A 17964-nucleotide genomic window follows, 5' to 3' on the forward strand; every position below is an offset into this window, starting at 1 on the left:
GGCCGAAAAAAAGGAGGCCCGCCGAAAGGCGGGCCTCCCGTCTTCGCGCCGGGGGGAAAGCTCTACTTCGAGGCCAGGATCCGGGAGATGACCTTGTCGAACTCCGAGACCGGGTAGGCGCCGCGCAGCGGGACGCCGTTGATCAGGTAGGCCGGCGTGCCCTCGATGCCGAACCCCTTGGCCTCCTTGATGTCGGCCTCGATCTTGTTCTTGACCGCGTCGCTCTTGGCGTCCTTGGCCGCCTTCGCGACGTCGAGGCCGAGGTCCTTGGCGAGGGCCTTGAAGTACTCCTCGCCGAGCTTGCTCTGGTTCTCGAACAGCGTGTCGTGGAACGTCCAGGCCTTCTCCGGGGACTGCAGGTACAGGGCCTCGAACCACTGGGCGGCGGGCATGGCCATCGGGTGGAAGTTCAGGGGGAAGTTCTTGAACACCACGCGCAGCTTGTCGCCATGGGTCTTGCGCAGCTGCTCGAGGTTCTTGAAGCCCTGGGTGCAGTAGGGGCACTGGAAGTCGGAGTACTCGACGATGGTGATGGGGGCGTCCGCCTTGCCGCGCGCGCGCGCGGCCGGGCCGAGGTCCGGCTTCAGCGGGTTCTTGAACGCCTTGTCGCGCTCCTCGGCCTCGAGACGGGCCTCCTCGCGGGCCTTGCTGCGCTGGTAGTCCTGCTGGGACTCGACGACGAACTCGAAGAACTTCATCTTGTCGGCCTTCTTCAGCGCCGAGAGGACGAGGTCGGGGTTGGCCTCGAGGGCCTTCTTGAGGTCCTCGCGGGAGATCTCCGCGGCGGCGGGCACGGCGAGCAGCACGGAGAACAGCAAGGTCGCGATGCAGGCGAGGTTCATGAAGGGTCTCCTATTTTTTGAGCAGGGCCAGAATATCATTTTCGACCGCGCGGGCGTCCACCGCTCCGATCCAGCGGCGGGCGATGCGCCCCTCGGGGTCGACGAGGTAGGCGGCGGGCAGGCCGCGCACGGCGTAAGCGGCGGAGACCTTCCGGTCGGAGTACAGGATCGGGAAGGTGATCCCGTTCTCCTTGACGAACGGGGGCACGGCCGCGAGGTTCTCGTCCATGGACACGCCGAGGATGACCGGACCCTTGCCGTCGAGGCGCTCGTGAAGGGATTGCAGGTCCGGCATCTCCACGCGGCAGGTGTCGCACCAGGTGGCCCAGAAGTTGATGAGGACCGGCTTGCCCCGGTAGGAGGCGAGGCTCACGGTTTTGCCGGCGACGTCCTGCAGGACGAGGTCGGGCGCCTGGCGCGAGCCCGAGGGTTCGCCGCAGGCGGCCAGTCCGAGAACGAGGGCGGCGATGATGGTCTTGGTCATGGGAGGGGATGTTCGCGGGATAAGCCGTCCATCGCCCCCGGAGGGGGCGATGGACGGTTGTTCCGTTTTCGGCTTAGCAGCCGCAGGGAGTCTTCGGACCCATGTGATTTCCCTCCTATTTGCTACGACTTATACTGCACTAAAATCTGTTTCGCGACTTTGCCGACCCGGCCGAACACCGTCGCGTCCCGGCGCGAGCGGGCGAGCATCATCGCGCCCTCGTACAGCGCCACGACCGCCTCGGCCGTCGCGCGCGAGTCGAGCTCCGGCCGGAAGTAGCCCTTCTCCTTGCAGCGGTCGAGACAGGCGGTCAGCCCCGCGGCCCATTCGTCGAAGAACCCCGCCACCTTCAGCCGGAACGTCTCGTCCAGATCGCTCATCTCCAAAGCGATGTTGCCCACGAAGCAGCCGGCTTTACAGCCGTTCCCATCAAAAACCCGGCCCGCCGCGGCGAACATCTCGGCGACGGCGTCCTCGGGGACGGCCTGCGCGCACACCGGCTCGACCTTGCGCGACTGGAACTCCTTGATCTTGTAATCGAGCACCGCCAGAGCCAGCTCCGACTTCGAGCCGTAATGGTGGATCAGGTTACCCTTGGTCATCCCGCACGCCTCGGCGATCTCATCCAGGCAGGCCTGATTGTAGCCCTTGAGGTGGATGACGTGCTCCGCCTCCTGGAGGATGCGCTCTCGGACGGCTGGGTCTGCTTTTCGGGCCATAATTGATTGACTGACCGTTCAGTTAATTAACTATACCAGGCGCGGCCGGTCCTGTCAAGCGGTTCGCGCGTAACAAAAATCGGACGGCGCCCGTCACCAGAATGTGACGCCGTCCTCCCCGTGGCCCGCGCTATACTCGGCCTGAGGATTCGATCCGAGGAGAAGAATCGATGAGCCACGAAGAGAAGAAGGGGTCGTCCGCGTTCGCGTACATGGTCGGAGGCTTCGCGCTGGGCGCCGTCTGCGGCCTGCTGCTCGCGCCGAAGAAGGGCACCGAGCTGATCTCAGACATCGGCGATTGGAGCCGGGACACGAGGAAGAAGAGCCAGGACCTGCTCGCGCGGGCCAAGGAGTACCTGCCGCACCGCGAGAAGAGAGAGGCCGTCGAGTCCGAGTCCTGAGGCCTCGGGGCGGGGCGGCCCGCGTCAGCGGGCCGCCCCGCTCGAGCCGGCGAGCGGGACGACGCCGACGCCGGCCTCGACGCCGGAGAGGTCGTAAAGCCCGCCGGGGCCGAAGCCGATCCCGCGCGTGGGGCTCTTGGAAAGCCAGAGCGGCGTATCCAGATCGACGAACTTCACCCCGCCCAGCCCGGCGGCCAGATGCGCGGCCGCGCCCATCGCGAGCGGCGTCTCCACCATCCCGCCGACCATGACGCCGAGCCCCGAGGCGCGCGCGATCAGCCCGCAGTCCCAGGCCTCGAGCACGCCCATCTTCATGAGCTTGAGGTTGAGCACCTGCGCCGCGCCCGTTCGCGCGAGCTTCAGCGCGTCGGCCCGGCCGCGCAGCGATTCGTCGGCCGCGACCGGGATGCCGCTCCTTTTATGGAACGAGACGAGCCCCTTGAGATCGTCGGCCTCGGCGGGCTGCTCGAACAGCACCGGGCGGATGCCGCGCGCGCGCAGCAGGCCCACGAGCGCGAGCGAGTGCGAAGGGCCGTAGCCCTGGTTGGCGTCGAGCGTGAGCGCGGCGCGGGGATGGGCCTTCGCGACGGCCGCGACGCGGGCGGCGTCCTCCTTGGCGGCGTAGCCGACCTTGATCTTGACCACGCGCACGCCGAGGGCGCGGATGCGCTTGGCGGCGGCGAAGGCCTCGTCCGCGCTTCCCAGAGTGACGGTCACGTCGGAGACGACGCGGTCCGCGGCGCCCCCGAACAAGGTCCGCAGCGGCAGGCCCGCGCGCCGCGTCCACGCGTCAAGCAGCGCCACGCCGAGCGCGGCGCGGGCGGCGCCCCCGTGTCTCGGCAGGGACTCCTCGAGCTCCTCGAGGCGCGTCCGCCAGGAGGACGCGTCCCGGCCGAGCCAGCGCTTCCCCGCGCTCCGGATCTGACCCTCCGACTTCGCGGCGGTCTCGCCGTTGAAGGCCGGGAACGGGGACGCCTCGCCGTAGCCGGTCGTCCCGTCGGCCAGGCGCAGGCGGGTGAACACGGTCTCGAGCTCGGACGAGGAGCCGCCGGCGATGGCGAAGGGCGCGCTCATCGCGACGCGCACGCGGCGGGAGTCGATCGCGACGATCTCGGAGCCGCCGCGCCTCATGGAAGGGTCGTCACGACGCAGGCGTCGGAGAAGGACAGTCCGTGGACCGTCGCGCCCTGGCGGTCCGGGATCAGGAAGAGCTCGTGCGGGGTGAAGATCGAATCGCGGGTCAGGTCGTACAGCCTTGGCGAGTCGAGGGCGACGTAGCTGCGCCCGTCGTCGTCGAACTGGATGTCGCGGCCCTTGTTGCCCTCGTGCAGCCACAGGTCGTCCTGCTTGACGAAGACGCGGGTGCGCCCGGTCTCGGCGGGAGACAGGACGGCCAGCGCCTGCGCGGCGTGGTAGACGATCCGGACGAAGGCGGACTGCGTCTTGTTGGCCTGCGCCAGGCGCAGGCCGTCGGGCTCGACGTCCCAGCGCCCGTGGTGCGCGGTCTCGCCGTCGCGCGCCTCGACGATCAGCGAGCGGCGCATCGAGATGTCCTTGTCCAGGGTCAGCGACGGCTTGACGCCCGGGCGCGCCCCGAGGCTGATCTCGGCGGTGACGGCTCCGCATTCTCGGCGGGCGGGATCGGCGACGCCGCTCGGCGGGGGAAGGGCCGAGGCGCCGATGAGGTCCGCCAGCGCCAGGCGCAGCTCCTTCTCGAACTCCTGATAGCCGCCCTCGCCGAGGCGGTCGAAGACGATGCGCCCCCGCCGGTCGACGAGGTACAGCGCGGGCCAGCCCTCGTTGCCGTACGACTTCCAGATCCTCCGGTCGCTGTCGAGGACGACCGGGTAATCGACGCCGTAGCGCTTGAGGAGGTTCTTGGCCCAGACCGGCTCCCGGTGGAAGTTCAGGTCCGGCGTCAGCACGCCGACCACCATGACCTGGGACAGCGCGTAGGCGTCGAACCAGGCCTTCAGCGCGGGGAGCACGCGCACCGAGTTGATCGAGGTGGGATTGACGAACGCGACCACGACGACCTTGCGTTCGCGCATGCGCGACAGCGAGAGCTGGGTCGCGTTGAGCCAGGCGCTGACGGGCGGGAACTCGGGGGCGGGGGGATTGATCGGCCGCTCGGCGCGGGCCGCGGAGGCCGCGAGCAGCAGCAGGAGGAAAAGCCTCACCCCGGCTCCGTGTCGCGCCCGGTCAGCACGATCTCGACCAAGGTCGAGAGCCGCTCCGCGCGGTCCTGAGTTCCGTTTTTTTGGTAAATCGATATGAGGTTGCGGAGCATTCTCGCCAGGATCTCGCGCGAGCCGACGGGCTTGCCGAGCTCCGGACGCCAATCATACCCGTTGCGGACGAGCATGCGCTTGACCTCGGGCAAGGTCATCAGCTGGCCGCCGCGGAAGCAGTCCACGAACAGCGCCGAGCCGCCTTCCTTGAACCCGGCGAGGAAATGCCCGGGCGTCCCCACGCCGTACAGCGGCAGGCGCAGCCGCCGGGCGAGCAGGAGCATGAGCACGGTCAAGGTGACCGGGATGCCGCGGCGCGTGTCGATGACGCGCGAGAGATAGCTGTTGTCGGCGTCGTAGTAGCGGGTCTCGTTGCCCGCGAAGCCGAGGCCCTGGAACAGGTGGTTCGAGAGCCGGCGCACCGACTCCCCGATCCCCGCGTCGGCGGGCATGTCGGCCGCGACCGCGGCGGCCACCCGGTCGAGCCAGGCCCGGTAGACGGCGGCGTCGACGTCGGCGAAGCCGAAGCGCGAGATCAGCATGGCCCCGTCCTCGAGGTCGGGCAGCTTCGCCAGGGAGAGCCGCACGAAGTCCCGGCGCAGGTCCTGGAAGCGGAGCTCTCCCGCCACCGACTCGAGGCGGAGCGCCATCTCGGGCGTCGCGGCCGGGCGCAGCTCGTCGAGGTAAGGCATGATGGCCGCGCCGACGCCCAGGATCCGGCTGCGCACCAAGGCGAGGCTGGCGGGGTCCTCTTCCTCTAATAAAGTGACCAGGCTGCGCAAAGCCTTCTCATCGAGCGGCATTGACGCATTGTAGCGGGGGAATCAGCACTTTTCAAGGCTTCCCCTGTTACGGAATATGGTTGAATTCCTCGACGGTACTACGACGAGAGAATGAACGCGCCCCGCCCCCACGAAGTCCTGGCCGCCCTGCGAGCCCTCGAGGACCTGGCCTCCGGCGACCCCATGAGCGTCCGCGGAGTGCTGGCGACCCTCGTGTCCATCGACGGCACGCTTGGGGACCGGCCGGGTGCCTCCTGCGTCATCGCCGACGACACCGCCGCCGGCGGCGAAGGCGTCGTGGCCGCCTCCTCGGTCCCCGAGGCCCTGCGCGGCTCCGTCGCGGGGGTCATCGAGACCCAGACGCCCGCCCTGGTCGAGATCGGCCTGACCGAGGACGACGCGATCTTCGGCCCCGGCGGCCTGTCCGGACGCGCCGACGTCTGGCTCGAGCCCATCACGGGAGACCTGCGCGAGCGCCTGCGCGAGGTCCGCGAGACCTTGCTGCGCGGCGAGGGCCTCGTCATCGAGCTCGCCCTGACCGGGGAGGGCGCCGGCCGCCGCCGCCATTTCCCGCCCGACGACCCGAGCGTGAAGGCCTGCTATCAGGAAGGCGTGCCCGAGCTCGAGGAGGAGGCCGAGCGCGGAGGCGTGCGCCGCCTGCTGCGTTTCCCGCTGATCCCGATGGGCAAAGCCCTGATCCTCGGCTCCGGAGAGGACTGCCGCCGCCTCGCCGAGCTGCTGGACCGCCTGGGGTTCGTCGTGACCGTCGCCGACCACCGGCCCGGGCGCCTTCACGGCGACGGCTGGGACCGCGCGCGCTGGCAGTTGGTCGAGGGCGGCTGGGACGCCGCCCGGACGGCCTGCCGTCCCGACCTCGACACCTACGTCGTCGTCGCCACCCGCAGCTACTCCGCCGACCTGCGCGCGCTGAAGGGCGCCGTGCCGAGCCCCGCGCGCTACGTCGGCCTCGTCGGCGCCGCCGGCCGCGCGGCCAAGCTGCTCGGCGAGCTGCGGGAGAACGGCGTCGAGCCGCGCGCGGGCGCCTTCTCCGCCCCGGCCGGCCTCGACGTCGGGGCCGAGACCGCGGAGGAGATCGCGCTCGCCGTCACCGCGGAGATCCTCGCGGTGCGCGCCGAGCGCAAGGGCGGACGCCCCGCGCGGGCCCGCGCCGCCGGGTCGTCGCCGCTGCAGCGCAAAGGCGGCATCAAGATCCCCGGGCTCGTGCTCGCCGCCGGGCGCGGCAAGCGCTTCGGCCAGGCCTCGAAGCTGCTCGCCGTCGTCGACGGCCGCCCCGTCCTGCGCCACGTCGTGGAGACCGCGCTCGCCGCGCGCCTCGACCCGGTCGTCGTCGTGCTCGGCGCCGGCGCCGAGCATGGCCTCAAGGCCATCGAGGGCCTCGACGACTCGCGACTGCGCGTGGTGTTCAACCCGGCGTGGTCCACGGGCAAGGCCTCGTCGTTCGAGGTGGGCCTGCGCGAGGTCCCGCCCGATGCCCCCGGCGTGGTGACCTTGCTCGGCGACATGCCGCGCGTGCCCGCCTGGCTCGTCGAGCGCGTCATCGCGGAGTTCGAGCTGAAGGGCGCGCTCACCTTCCCGGTGTATCCCGGCGCCGAGGGCCCGGTCAAAGGCCATCCGACCGCCTATCCGCGTGAGCTGTTCGGCGAGATCGGCCGCCTCGTCGGCGACGACACGGCGATGTCCGCCGTGCGCGCGCATTGGAGCGAGGCGGTGAAGGTCCCGCTCGACGACGGCGGCACGCAGGCCGATATCGACACGACGCAGGACCTCGAGCTGCTCAACGTCAAGCCGGAAGTCCAGGGCCGGCTTCTTTAGGCTCGAACTGTTTCCGGAAACAGTATCCCGCCCTGAAAAAACTACTGATAATCACTATTCCCGGGAATAGTGATTATCAATAGTGGAGCCGTGGCGCCCGTTCAAAATCAAAGGGCGTAATCGATCGAGACGACGGTCCACGTCTCCGCGCCGGCGTCTGTGCCCCAGTCGAGCGTCTGGCCGGCCTTGAGGCCGTACAGGACCTGCGCGAAGGGCGCGGCCCAGCTGAGCGTCTCGCCGCCTTCCGCGGATTCGTCCTCGCCGACGACGCGCACGCGTTTCTCGGAGCCGTCAGCGCGCCGCAGGACGACGGACGCGCCGAAGCGTATCTGGTCCTTGGGCTGGTTGGCGGGGTCGACGGGGATCGCGCCTTCCAGGCGCGCGCGGACGTAGCGCAGGTCGCGTTCGAGCTCCCGCTTTTTCTTCTTGCGCGTCTCGTCCGCCTGCGCGCCTTCGAAGCCCTTCAGATCGGCGAGGAGCTTCTCCTCCGCGTCCTGGAGCGTCTTGAGGCCGCGCGGCGTCACGTAATTGGGCTGGTCGGAGACCGGCTTCTCGGGCGGATCCTCGTCGGGGCCCTGGGCGTCCTCCTTGACGAACGCCCGGCTCATGCCCTTAGGCCGGGCCGCGAGCGGCCCGGCACAGATGCGGCGGAGGAAACGTCCATAGCATCTAGTGCTTGCCGGCGATCAGGGCGCAGGCTTCGTCGAGGGTCAGGGCCTGCTCCTCGCCCGTGGCGAGCGCCTTGACCTGCATCGCGCCGCGGCCGGCCTCGTCGGGGCCGATGACGATGGCGTAGCCCGCCTTCTTCTGGTCGGCGTACTTGAACTGGGCCTTGAGCTTGCCGGTGCCGGGATACACGTCGATCGCCAGGCCGCGGGCGCGCAGCGCCGCGCCGACCTCGAGCGAGCGGCCGCGCAGCTCGTCGGAGAACACGGTCACGACCGCGTCGGGCGCGGCGTGGTCGCCGGCCTTGCCCTTCTCCTCGAGGATCAGCATCAGGCGCTCGAAGCCGATCGAGCCGCCGCAGGCGGGCGTGGTCGGGCCGCCGAACTTGGCCGTGAGCTTGTCGTAGCGGCCGCCGCCGCCGAGCGAGCCGGACAGGGACGGGTGGCGGAACTCGAACACGGGCCCGGTGTAGTAGCCCATGCCGCGCATCAGGCTCGGGTCCACGAGGAGGGAGGAGTCGGGGACGAGGGCCGAGACGGCGGCCATGATCTTGTCGAGCGGGTCCGCCGCCGCGCCGTTCTCGGCCAGCAAGGTCTTCACCAGGGCGTCCGCCGTGGGTCGTCCGACGGAGGCGACGAGTTCCGCGATCACGGCGTCTCGCCCGATCTTGTCGAGCTTGTCCACCGCGACGCAGACTCCGCCGCGCTTGTCCTCGGGCACGCCGGCGGCGATCAGGGCCTGGTCGACGAGGCGGCGGTCGTTGAGGTGGACCTTCACGCCGTCGAGGCCGAACTCCTTGAAGACGGCGAGGATGGCGGTGATGACCTCGACCTCGGCGCCCCACGAGTCGGACCCGATGATGTCCACGTCGCACTGCGTGAACTCGCGGTAGCGGCCCTTCTGGGCGCGCTCGGCGCGCCACACCGGGCCTATCGTGAAGGCCTTGAACGGGTGGGAGAGCTGGGAGCCGTGCTTGGAGTACCAGCGCGCGAGCGGCAAGGTGAGGTCGAAGCGCAGGCCGAGGTCGGCGAGGTCGGCCTTCTCGGCGGCGGCGCGCTCGAGGGCCTCGCCGCGCTTCATGATCTTGAAGATGAGCTTCTCGTTCTCGCCGCCGCCCTGGCCGGTCAGGATGGAAAGGTCCTCGACGGCGGGGGTCGCCACCGGCTGGAAGCCGTAGGAGCGGTACACGCGGGCGATCGTCTCGACGGCCCGGGTGCGCGCCGCCACCTGGTCGGGCAGGAAATCGCGGAAGCCCGACGGCGGCGTGGTGGGGATGGTCATGGCGGATAGGTTAGCAAAATCGCTAAACTCGCTTCATGAGCGCCGAGCGAGGCGGTTTGACCGTCGTCCACGGCCCGTTCGAGGCGCTCGAGGACGCGTTCGCCGGGCGCGTGCGCTCCCTGCTCCCGAAGGCCGGGGGCAAGCCCCTGCTCGTCGTCGCGCCCTCGCGCGTGATGACCGACCGCCTCGAGCGTCTGCTCGCCGTCGAGAAAGGCCTGCCCCTGCTCGGCGTCCACTTCCACACCTTCCACTCCTTGGCCGCGGCGGTCGTCGAGGAGGGCGGCTTCCCGGACGCGGCGCTGGTGTCGGACCCCGTGTTCCACGACGCGGTCGTCGACCGCGTCCTCGACAAGGCGCCCTCCCTGGGCATCGCCAAGGAGCTGAGGCCCAAGGCGCTCGCCTCCGCCGTGCGCTCGAGCCTGCGCGATTTGATCGATTCCGGGGTCGATCCCAAGCAGATCGCCGAACATTTCGGCTCGACGCTTCTTAAAGATGAGGAGGAAGCGGGAAGGTTGAATGCCTTGCTCGCGCTTCTCGCTCTGTACGAAAAGGAGCTCGCCCGTCTAGGCGTGCAGCCGCCCTCCGCGCTCGTCAAGCAGGCGGCGGCGTATGCTCCAGATTCTGAATGGTTGTCGGGATTCTCCGAGATCCTTTATTACGGGTTCTACGACCTCACCGGACTCCAGCTCGACTTCTTCGAGTCCGTCACCAACACGAGACCCTCTCAATTGTATTTTCCGTTCCGGCAAGGTCACCCCGCCTTTCGTTTTTCCGAAGAACTGTTCGAGCAAAAATTCGCCGGTCATGCTAACCTCGCGGTGAATGACGCCGGCAACGAGACGGCTCTCGGTCGAGCACTTGATTCGTTGTTTAATCCGTCCAAGCCGCCCGTTGCCGTTGATCATGGCCGAATCGTCGTAGTCTCCGCCTCCGGCGCCCGCGACGAGTCCTGGGCCGCCGCCAAAGAGGTCCTCCGCCTTCTCGGCGAGGGAATCCCTCCCCACGAGATCGCCGTCATCGCCCGTTCCCTCGAGCCCTACCGCCCCGCCCTCGCCGAGGTGTTCGCCGCCGAGGGCCTTCCCCTCGACCTCTCCTGCGGCGAGCCCGTCCTGCGTCACCCGGCCGCGAAAGCCGCCCTCGACCTCCTGACTTTGCGCGCGCGCGACTTCCCGGCGCGCACCGTCTCGGACCTCGCGGGCTCGCCGTACTTCATCGCGGCCGACCCCGCGCGGGCCTCGCGCTGGCGGCGGCTCGTCGAGGCCCTCGGCATCCGCTCCGGCTGGCTGCAGTGGCGGGGCAAGCTCGAGCCCCGCGTCGGCGCCCCCGTGGAGCTGCGCCCTCATCGCGTGCGCGAGGGCCTTCCCGGCGAGCAGATCCCCGCCGCCGACGCGAAGGCCCTGTGGGACTTCGTCGCCGGCCTACGCGAGACGCTCGGCACGCCTCCGGCGTCCTGGTCCGCCCGCGCCGCCGAGGCCCGCGCCCTCCTCTCGGCCCATCTGCGCCTGCCCTCCGACGCGACTCCCGCGGAGCGCGACGCCTGGGACGCCGTGCAGGGCGCCCTCGAGGAACTGTCCGGCTTCGACCGCCTGCGTGAGGAATGCTCGTGGGAGGGCTTCCTCGACGCGTTAGAGCGGAAGCTGTCCCGGGCGACGCGCGACGCCGGCGACGGCCGCCTGGGCACGCGCGCGCTCGACGCGATGGACGCGCGCGGACAGCGCTTCCGCGCCGTGGTCCTCATCGGGCTGAAGGAGAAGCTGTTCCCGCGCCAGGTGCTCGAGGACCCGCTCCTGCGCGACGGGGCGCGCGCGGCCCTGCGCCATCCCGCCGGCTACTGGATCGGGCGCAAGGCCGCGGGCCACGAGGAGGAGCGCCTGCTGTTCTACCTCGCGGCGGCGTCGGCCAAGGAGCGCCTCGTGCTCGTCTACCCGCGCTCCGACGAGGCCGGCAAGGCCTCGGTGCCTTCGACCTACCTGCGCGAGCTGTGCCGCGCCGCGGGGCTGCCCGCGCCCGGCGAGGGCGACGCGCGCCGCGTGCCGCGCCAGCCCGCCGAGCGCCTGCGCTCCGCGCCCGCGGACCTGCTCACGCCCCGCGAGGCGGCGCTGCTCGCCGTGCTCGAGGGGGGCGCGCCCGACCCGGCGCTCGGCGCCGCCGCCCTGACCGAGAGCCTCGGGCGCGTCGCCGCGCTCAACGACCGCGGCGCCCCCGGGACGCACGACGGCCTGACGCGCCCGATCGCGGCCGAGCCCGCGAAGCTCAAGGCCTCCGGGCTCTCGCCGACGGCGCTCGACCTGTACGCGACGTGCCCGTTCCGCTTCTTCGCGGCGCGCGTGCTGGGGCTCGGCGACCGCGAGGAAGGGTCCGACCGGGGAGAACTGACCCCGCAGGCGCGCGGCCTCGTCTATCACGCGGTGCTCGAGCGCTTCTACTCGTCTCTGACCGAGGAGGTCTGGGCCGGTAAAAAGGACTGGGGCCCGGCGTTCGACGCGGCGGCCGCGGCGGTGTTCGGCGAGAACGACTGGCGGGCGCTGGGCATCTACCCTTTGCTCTGGGAGTCCGCGCGGCTGGACATGAGCGCGCGCCTGCGGAGCTTCATCGCGTGGGACCTCGAGCGCCTGCGCGCGACGAAGATCCGGCCGCGTCTGTTCGAGACGAGCCTCAAGGGCGGCCCGCCGGAGGGCGCGCCGGGCGGCGTGCCGTGGAAGGGCGTGGCCGACCGCATCGACGCCGGCGAGGACGGGACCTTCCGCGTCGTGGACTACAAGACGCGCTCGAGCGCGCGCTGGAGGAACCTGGCCAAGCAGGCCGCCGCGGGCGACCTGCATCAGCTCCCTTTTTACGCCGAGCTCGCGGGCGCCGCCGCCGGCGAGGGCCTTTCCTTCGGCGGCGCCGAGCTTCTGTTCCTCGAGGTCGAGGAGGGGGAGGAGCGCTCCGCCGCGCTCACCGCGGAGGACTGGGGCCTCGCGCGCGGGCCTTTCCTGAAGATCCTCGCCGAGCGCGTGGAGGCGATCGCCTCGGGCCGCTTCCCGATCCGCCCCGAGGACGGGGAGCGGGGCCATTGCTCGTGGTGCGAGTTCCCGACCGTCTGCCGCAAGGCGCACGCCCCTTCCCGCGCGCGCGGCCTGCGCGCCCCCGTCCCCGGGGCTTGACGGGCGGGCGCAATGCGCCCTACACTCCCCTCATGGCCGAGCGCGATTGCCCGAAGTGCCCGTTCTCCCCGATGGAAGAGGTCGTCGCCGGTGAGATGATCATCGACGAGTGCCCGCGGTGCAAGGGCCGCTGGTACGATTTCGACGAGCTGGCGAAGGTGGTGGCCGACCCGGCCGCCTTCACCGCGGCCGTCGCCAAGGGCCCGCTGCGGCCCCGCAAGGGCGAGGCGAAATGCCCGGTCTGCCTCGAGGACATGATGAACGGCGGCCTGGGCAACGAGCTGCTGCGCGTGGATCAGTGCGCCGGGCACGGCTTCTGGCTCGACGCCAGCGAGCTGCGCCTGCTCAATAAGCTGATGGCGTCCTGAGGTCCGCCGCGCCGCCGAGCGCGTAGGCCGGCAGGCGGAAGGAGAAGCGGGAGCCTTTGCCCTGCTCCGTCTCGAGCTCGAGGTCCGTGCCGTGCGCCTCGAGGATCATGCGCGACAGCGCGAGCCCGACGCCGAAGCCCTTCGCCTCGCGCTTGCCCTCCTCCGAGCGGAAGTAGCCCGCGAAGATCTTCTCGCGGTCCTCCGGGGCCACGCCGATGCCGGTGTCCGACACGGAGAGCTCCACGCGCCCGCCGGGAAGCCCGCGCGCGCCGAGCGTCACCGTCCCGCCCTCGTGCGTGTACTTGACCGCGTTCGTGAACAGGTTCGCGACGACGAGGGAGAGCGCGTCGGGGTCGCCGGCGCAGGGAAGCTCCGTCTCCGGCGCGTCGAGCCTCACCGAGAGCTTCTTGCGCGTCGCGAGGATCTCCAGGCGGGCGAGCGCCCCGCGCAGCAGCGCGGCGGCGTCCACGCGCTGGATCTCGAGGTCGAACTTGCCGGCCTCGAGCCGCCCGAGGTTGAGCAGGTTCGTCGCCATCGTCGAGAGCGCGCGGATGTTCGCGGCGAGCATGTCGTGCCAGGGGGCCGCCGCCGCGGTGGCCGGTTCGTTCTCCTTGAGCAGGGCGTGCGCGGTGTGGATGACGGCCAGCGCGTTGTTGAACTCGTGGCTGACGCCAGAGACGAGCTGGGATTTCAGCCGCCCCATCCGGCGCTCCTTCTCGAACTGGGCGTTGAGCTGGTCGGCCATGGACCGCATCGCGGCGAGCAGGTCGCGGACCTCGGGCGGGCCGTCCTTCATCTCGAGGATCCAGGGCTTGCCCAGCGTCCAGGAGCCGGCCTGCGCCCGCAGGCGGGAGACGGGCTGGAGGATGATCCGCGCGACCGCGGCCGCGACGGCGATGGAGCCGAACAGTCCGAAGCCGAGGACGGCGGCGAAGGTGAGTAGGGCCGCCTCGCGAGCGGCGCGGCGCTGGATGTCGAGGCGGACGAAGGAGACGCGCCCAAAGTGCGCCATCCGCTCATGCAGGCCGTCGACGGTCTCGTTGTCGATGGCCTGGCGGACCGCCTCGGAGCGCGTGAGACCGCCCGCGCGGACGCGGCGGAACAGCTCGGCCTGGGCGGCGTCGTAGACGAGGAATTCGCGCCCGATCTTCTCCCATTCGAGGCGCTCGTACGGCTCGTGCAGAAGAAGGCCGATGCGCGAGTGCGCGGCGGCGAAGCCACGGGCGATCTCGGAGCGGCGGGCGAGCCAGACGGGGTCGCGAGTGGTCAGGTAGTTGTCGGCGAAGGCGTCGATGCGGCGCAGGTCGGCTCGGTGGGTGGGCAGCTCGGAGAGGACCATGATCTGGTCCGCGAACCCGCTGCCGAGGCGGTCCTCGGTCCGGCTGTGCGTCAGGTACGCCACGGTGGAGACCGCGGCGAACACGCCCAAGGTGGTCGCCAGGACCGCGGTCAGGCGCGCGCGCAGGGACCAGTTCCTCACCCCTTCATGATGCGAATTCCGGAGGGAGGGCGCAATCCGGTCGGATGCCGTCGGCCGTAGGGCCCAGCCCCGAGGGGACCTTCGCCTCAGGCGGCGGACGACGGAGAAGCTTATACTGATATCGTGAGGTTCATACGGCCTTCCCGGCTGCTCCTGGCCCTGGCTCTCGCGGCCGCGTCGGCCCGCGCGGCGGCCCCGGTCTCCTTGGCCGTGCCGCGCCTCTCCTTCGCGCCCTTGGCCGGGCCGGTCGTCCTCCCGTCGGCCGCCGCCGGCTTCGTGCCCGTTCCGCTCTCGGCCCCCGCGAGTCTGGCTCCCTCCCTCCTTCCCGCTCCGGCTCAGGTCTCCCCGCTGCGGGTCCAGCCGGCCGCGCAGGCTCTCGCCTCTGTGCCCGCCGCTCCGGACGCGGCCGAGCCGGACGCGCTGAACCGCTACGCGGACTTCTTCGACGGCGCCGCGCCGGCGTCGGACGGCGAAGCCGTCTCGCCGCGGCTCGCCGTCGAGCCGGGGCCGACCCTCCGCCAGCCGCTCCAGCTCGACATCGTGCGCGGCGCCGTCGCGCGCGCCCTTCCCGCCCTGCGCGAGAGCGTTGCTCTCGGGGGCTGGAACGGTCCGCACACGACGCTCGACGAGTCGTGCTGCGGCGACGCGGCGCCGAAGCTCGCCCTGCTCCTGCGCGCGCAGGGAGTCCCCGCCCGTCTCGTCGAGGCGGAGTTCCACTACTACGTCCTCCTCGACCTTCCGGACGGCCAGATCATCGTGGATCCGACCGTCCGCCAGTTCTTCGGCAAGAAGCAGGCGCCGAAGACGATCCCTCACGTCTTCGCCGGGACCATCGGGGACCTGAACGCGTTCTTCCAGCGCCACGCCGCCTCGAAGACGACGAAGTACGACCCGCGTAGGATCTACTTCCGGGACGCCGCGGTCCGCGAGGACGCCCTCCTCGCGTTCGAGGCGAAGTTGCGCGCCGGCGGCGAGGCCGACCACGGGCCCCTGCGCCGCTTCCTCGGCCTGCCGCCCGTCGCGCCCCGTCCGATCACGCGCTAATTCCTATAATCGGGGAGCATGACCGAGGCTCCCGACAAGACCGACCGCGACCGCGCGCGCCTGAGCCTCGACGCCAGCGTCGTCGTCGAGGCCGGCGCCGGCACCGGCAAGACCACCCTGCTGACCGACCGCATCCTGTTCCTCGTGCTCGCCGGGGAGAAGCCCTCGCGCGTCGAGGAGGTCGTCGCGCTGACCTTCACCGAGAAGGCGGCCGGCGAGATCAAGGTCCGGCTGTCGGAGCGGCTCGCGGAGCTGTCCTCCCGCCTCTCCTCGGGGGTCCTCTCTCCCGAGGCCGCGGAGCGCGCCGACCGGACCCTCGGGGAGCTCGAGACGCGCTTCAAGACCCCCGGCGCGGCCGTCCTGACGCGGGCCCGCGTCGCCCTCGAGGACCTCGACAAGGCGCCGATCGGCACCATCCACTCGTTCTGCTCCCAGCTGCTGCGGCTGTACCCGCTCGAGGCCCGCGTCGACCCCGGCTTCCGCGTCGACGAGGGCGAGGGGTTCGACGAGCTGTTCGTCTCGGAGTGGGCGCGCTGGCTCGACGACGAGCTGGGCGAGCGCCCGCCCCGCCGGGCGCGCTGGCTGGAGATGCTCGCGGCCGTCTCCCTCGAGGACCTGGAAGGCCTGGCCCGCGAGCTGGGCTCGGAGAGGTTCGCGCCGGAGTCCGTGGGCGCGCCCGACCCCGCCGCCGCGGCGGCCCTGAGGGCGCTCGCCGAGCGCGCCGCCGCGCTCCCGGCCGGACGCCCCAAGCCGCGCGGCGGGGTCCTCGACGCGCTGATCGCGATCGAGAAGCGCCTGACGGCGGCGGCCGAGGCCGCCGAGGCCGAGGATCCGCCCCTCGGTCTTCCCGAGCCGCCGGAGGTCCCGAACGCGAAATGGCCCAAGGCCTGGGAGGAGGACGAGGCGGCCGCGGAGGAGTACGAACGGCTGTGCCTCATCGCGAAAGCCGCGTCGCCGCGCGGGGAGGCCGTGACCCGTCGCGCCGCGCGCCTGCTGGCCCCGTTCGCCGACCGCCTGCGCCGCGAGTACGCGCGCCGCGGCTGGGTGTCCTTCGACGGCCTCCTGCGCCGCGCCCGGGACCTCGTCCGCGACTGCCCGCGGCCGCGCGAGGAGCTCAAGCGCCGCTTCGCCGCGATCCTCGTCGACGAGTTCCAGGACACCGACCCCCTGCAGGGCGAGCTGCTGCTCTACCTGTCGGAGGCCCCCGGCCGCGCCGCCCGGTCCTGGCGCGAGGTCGTGCCCGCGCCCGGGCGGCTCTTCGTGGTCGGCGATCCCAAACAGTCCATCTATCGCTTCCGCGGCGCCGACATCGCCGCCTACGAGGGCTTCATCGGCCGGCTCCAGGCGGGCGGCGCGCTGGCCTGCGACCTGACCGCGAACTTCCGGTCGGTCCCCGGCGTCGTGACGCCGGTCAACGCCGTCTTCTCTCTCGTGATGCGCGCCGAGACCGGCGTCCAGCCCGTCTATAAAGGGATCTTGCCGGCGAAGCCGGAGCTGGAGGGCGCGGGGGTGCGCGTCGTGGCCGTGAGCGACCCGTCGGGCGAGGCGGACGCCGCGTCATGCCAGCGCGCCGAGGCCGCCTGGGTCGCGGGCCGCATCCTCTCCGAGCCCGGGCGCCCGCTGAAGGATTTCGCCGTCCTGCTGCGCTCCTCCTCCGCGCTGCCCGCCTTCCTCGACGCGTTCAAGCGCGCGGGCATCCCCTACGCCGTCGAGATCGAGCGCCATTTCTACGGGGCGCCGGAGATCGGGGACCTCCTGAACCTCCTGCGCGCGCTCGACGACCCCGACGACCGCGTCGCCGTGACGGGACTGCTGCGCTCGCCTCTGGCCGCGCTCAGCGACGACGGCTTGCTCTCCCTCGCGCGGGCCGGCGCCCTCGACTACCGCAAGGACCCTCCGGCCCGGACCTTGCCGGAGGACGAGCGGCGCGCGGCGGCCCGCTTGTTCGAGACCCTGCGCGCGCTGCGCGTCCGCGCCGGGCGCGCGCCCCTGGGCGAGCTCGTGGCCGCGGCGCTGGCCGAGACCCGCCTGCCGGAGCTCGCGGCCCGCGCCTACCACGGCCAGCAGACGGTGTCCAACCTGCTGAAGCTCCAGCGCCTCGCCGCCGAGGCGTCCGAGTCGCGCGGCGCCACGCTCAAGGATTTCACCGCCGAGGTGCGGGCGTCGGCGCGCGAGTCGCGCCGGGAGGGGGAAAGCCCGCTCGCCGACGAGCGCCTGGAGGCGGTGCGCATCATGAGCGTGCACAAGTCCAAGGGCCTCGAGTTCCCCGTCGTCTTCGTCGCGAACCTCTCGGCGCGGCCGGCGACGGGCGACAAGCCCGCGGCGCGCCCCGATTGGACGACCGGCCGCACCGCGCTGCGCGTCGGCGCCGAGGCCTCGGCCGCGTCGGCGCTGGCGGACGCGCGCGAGAAGCTGATGGAGCGCCGGGAGTCCGTGCGCCTGTTGTACGTCGCGATGACGCGCGCCAAGGAGCAATTGATCCTCCTCGGCCGCGAGAAAGCGGAGTCCGGCTCCTTGGCCTCCCATCTCGACGCCGCCGGCGCCTGGCCGCGCGGGGGGCTCGAGCGGGCCCTGCCCGTCCTGCTCATCGAGGCCGGAAAGGTCCCCGAGCCCGAGGCCGCCCCGGCGTCGCGCGCCGCCTCCGGCGCGGACGCGGCCGCGACCGCCCGGGCCTGGGCCGGGCGCGC

15 protein-coding genes are annotated in these 17964 nt (G+C 71.5%); 6 read left to right on the top strand and 9 right to left on the bottom strand.

The features are described 5' to 3' along the window. Window positions 1-62: 62 nt before the first annotated feature. From HYV14_17665 to HYV14_17675, 3 genes are all read right to left on the bottom strand, one after another. A complete protein-coding gene (locus HYV14_17665; protein ID MBI2387817.1) occupies window positions 63-842 on the bottom strand; it encodes a thioredoxin domain-containing protein in 780 nt (259 codons plus the stop codon). A 10-nt stretch (window positions 843-852) separates the two neighbouring features. After that, window positions 853-1326 (bottom strand): TlpA family protein disulfide reductase, encoded by a 474-nt coding sequence (locus HYV14_17670; GenBank protein ID MBI2387818.1) that lies wholly within the window; start codon window positions 1324-1326, stop codon window positions 853-855. Window positions 1327-1448: 122 nt separating this feature from the next. Further along, window positions 1449-2045 (bottom strand): TetR/AcrR family transcriptional regulator, encoded by a 597-nt coding sequence (locus HYV14_17675; protein ID MBI2387819.1) that lies wholly within the window; start codon window positions 2043-2045, stop codon window positions 1449-1451. A gap of 170 nt (window positions 2046-2215) precedes the next feature. Here HYV14_17675 and HYV14_17680 point away from each other — a divergent pair, with 170 nt between their 5' ends. Then, window positions 2216-2446, top strand: a complete 231-nt coding sequence (locus HYV14_17680) for a YtxH domain-containing protein (protein MBI2387820.1) — start codon at window positions 2216-2218, stop codon at window positions 2444-2446. Between the two features lie 24 nt (window positions 2447-2470). Here HYV14_17680 and HYV14_17685 read toward each other — a convergent pair whose 3' ends face one another. From HYV14_17685 to HYV14_17695, 3 genes are read right to left on the bottom strand one after another with little or no spacing between them, the layout of a single operon-like run. Then, the gene (locus HYV14_17685) at window positions 2471-3577 is read right to left on the bottom strand and encodes a dipeptide epimerase (protein MBI2387821.1); all 1107 of its coding nucleotides are present in this window, start codon (window positions 3575-3577) and stop codon (window positions 2471-2473) included. Then, window positions 3574-4626, bottom strand: a complete 1053-nt coding sequence (locus HYV14_17690; protein ID MBI2387822.1) for a redoxin family protein — start codon at window positions 4624-4626, stop codon at window positions 3574-3576. The genes HYV14_17685 and HYV14_17690 overlap by 4 nt, the downstream gene beginning before the upstream one ends. Then, window positions 4623-5480, bottom strand: a complete 858-nt coding sequence (locus HYV14_17695; protein MBI2387823.1) for a hypothetical protein — start codon at window positions 5478-5480, stop codon at window positions 4623-4625. The genes HYV14_17690 and HYV14_17695 overlap by 4 nt, the downstream gene beginning before the upstream one ends. A gap of 90 nt (window positions 5481-5570) precedes the next feature. Here HYV14_17695 and HYV14_17700 point away from each other — a divergent pair, with 90 nt between their 5' ends. Beyond that, on the top strand, window positions 5571-7292 hold the full coding sequence (locus tag HYV14_17700) for an NTP transferase domain-containing protein (protein ID MBI2387824.1): 1722 nt from the start codon (window positions 5571-5573) through the stop codon (window positions 7290-7292). A 107-nt stretch (window positions 7293-7399) separates the two neighbouring features. Here HYV14_17700 and HYV14_17705 read toward each other — a convergent pair whose 3' ends face one another. Together HYV14_17705 and hisS are read right to left on the bottom strand one after the other, a co-directional pair. Further along, window positions 7400-7900, bottom strand: a complete 501-nt coding sequence (locus tag HYV14_17705) for a GreA/GreB family elongation factor (GenBank protein ID MBI2387825.1) — start codon at window positions 7898-7900, stop codon at window positions 7400-7402. 61 nt (window positions 7901-7961) lie between these two features. Then, window positions 7962-9239 (bottom strand): histidine--tRNA ligase, encoded by a 1278-nt coding sequence (gene hisS / locus HYV14_17710; GenBank protein ID MBI2387826.1) that lies wholly within the window; start codon window positions 9237-9239, stop codon window positions 7962-7964. A gap of 35 nt (window positions 9240-9274) precedes the next feature. On the opposite strand from hisS, the gene HYV14_17715 reads away from it, so the two are divergent. Then, window positions 9275-12385: a PD-(D/E)XK nuclease family protein gene (locus HYV14_17715; protein ID MBI2387827.1), complete on the top strand. Its 3111-nt coding sequence runs from the start codon at window positions 9275-9277 to the stop codon at window positions 12383-12385. 32 nt (window positions 12386-12417) lie between these two features. Further along, entirely contained in the window at window positions 12418-12753 is a 336-nt protein-coding gene (locus HYV14_17720; GenBank protein ID MBI2387828.1) for a zf-TFIIB domain-containing protein, read from the top strand. Here HYV14_17720 and HYV14_17725 read toward each other — a convergent pair. Continuing rightward, complete coding sequence (locus HYV14_17725; protein ID MBI2387829.1) at window positions 12731-14233, bottom strand: HAMP domain-containing histidine kinase; 1503 nt, start codon at window positions 14231-14233, stop codon at window positions 12731-12733. The genes HYV14_17720 and HYV14_17725 overlap by 23 nt on opposite strands. Window positions 14234-14356: 123 nt before the next feature. Here HYV14_17725 and HYV14_17730 point away from each other — a divergent pair, with 123 nt between their 5' ends. Both HYV14_17730 and HYV14_17735 read left to right on the top strand, forming a co-directional pair. Further along, the gene (locus tag HYV14_17730; protein ID MBI2387830.1) at window positions 14357-15277 is read left to right on the top strand and encodes a hypothetical protein; all 921 of its coding nucleotides are present in this window, start codon (window positions 14357-14359) and stop codon (window positions 15275-15277) included. 18 nt (window positions 15278-15295) lie between these two features. Continuing rightward, the coding region (locus tag HYV14_17735; GenBank protein MBI2387831.1) for a UvrD-helicase domain-containing protein at window positions 15296-17964 on the top strand (2669 nt) is incomplete at its 3' end.

The sequence above is a fragment of the Elusimicrobiota bacterium genome, from assembly GCA_016182905.1.
GTDB lineage: Bacteria > Elusimicrobiota > Elusimicrobia > UBA1565 > UBA9628 > GWA2-66-18.

What these genes read in the sequence shown, in the direction of transcription:
- hisS (MBI2387826.1), bottom strand. Translation starts at nt 9,239, where the DNA reads ATGACCATCCCCACCACGCCGCCGTCGGGCTTCCGCGATTTCCTGCCC.
- HYV14_17670 (MBI2387818.1), bottom strand. Translation starts at nt 1,326, where the DNA reads ATGACCAAGACCATCATCGCCGCCCTCGTTCTCGGACTGGCCGCCTGC.
- HYV14_17700 (MBI2387824.1), top strand. Translation starts at nt 5,571, where the DNA reads ATGAACGCGCCCCGCCCCCACGAAGTCCTGGCCGCCCTGCGAGCCCTC.
- HYV14_17695 (MBI2387823.1), bottom strand. Translation starts at nt 5,480, where the DNA reads ATGCCGCTCGATGAGAAGGCTTTGCGCAGCCTGGTCACTTTATTAGAG.
- HYV14_17715 (MBI2387827.1), top strand. Translation starts at nt 9,275, where the DNA reads ATGAGCGCCGAGCGAGGCGGTTTGACCGTCGTCCACGGCCCGTTCGAG.
- HYV14_17705 (MBI2387825.1), bottom strand. Translation starts at nt 7,900, where the DNA reads ATGAGCCGGGCGTTCGTCAAGGAGGACGCCCAGGGCCCCGACGAGGAT.
- HYV14_17680 (MBI2387820.1), top strand. Translation starts at nt 2,216, where the DNA reads ATGAGCCACGAAGAGAAGAAGGGGTCGTCCGCGTTCGCGTACATGGTC.
- HYV14_17675 (MBI2387819.1), bottom strand. Translation starts at nt 2,045, where the DNA reads ATGGCCCGAAAAGCAGACCCAGCCGTCCGAGAGCGCATCCTCCAGGAG.
- HYV14_17685 (MBI2387821.1), bottom strand. Translation starts at nt 3,577, where the DNA reads ATGAGGCGCGGCGGCTCCGAGATCGTCGCGATCGACTCCCGCCGCGTG.
- HYV14_17720 (MBI2387828.1), top strand. Translation starts at nt 12,418, where the DNA reads ATGGCCGAGCGCGATTGCCCGAAGTGCCCGTTCTCCCCGATGGAAGAG.
- HYV14_17665 (MBI2387817.1), bottom strand. Translation starts at nt 842, where the DNA reads ATGAACCTCGCCTGCATCGCGACCTTGCTGTTCTCCGTGCTGCTCGCC.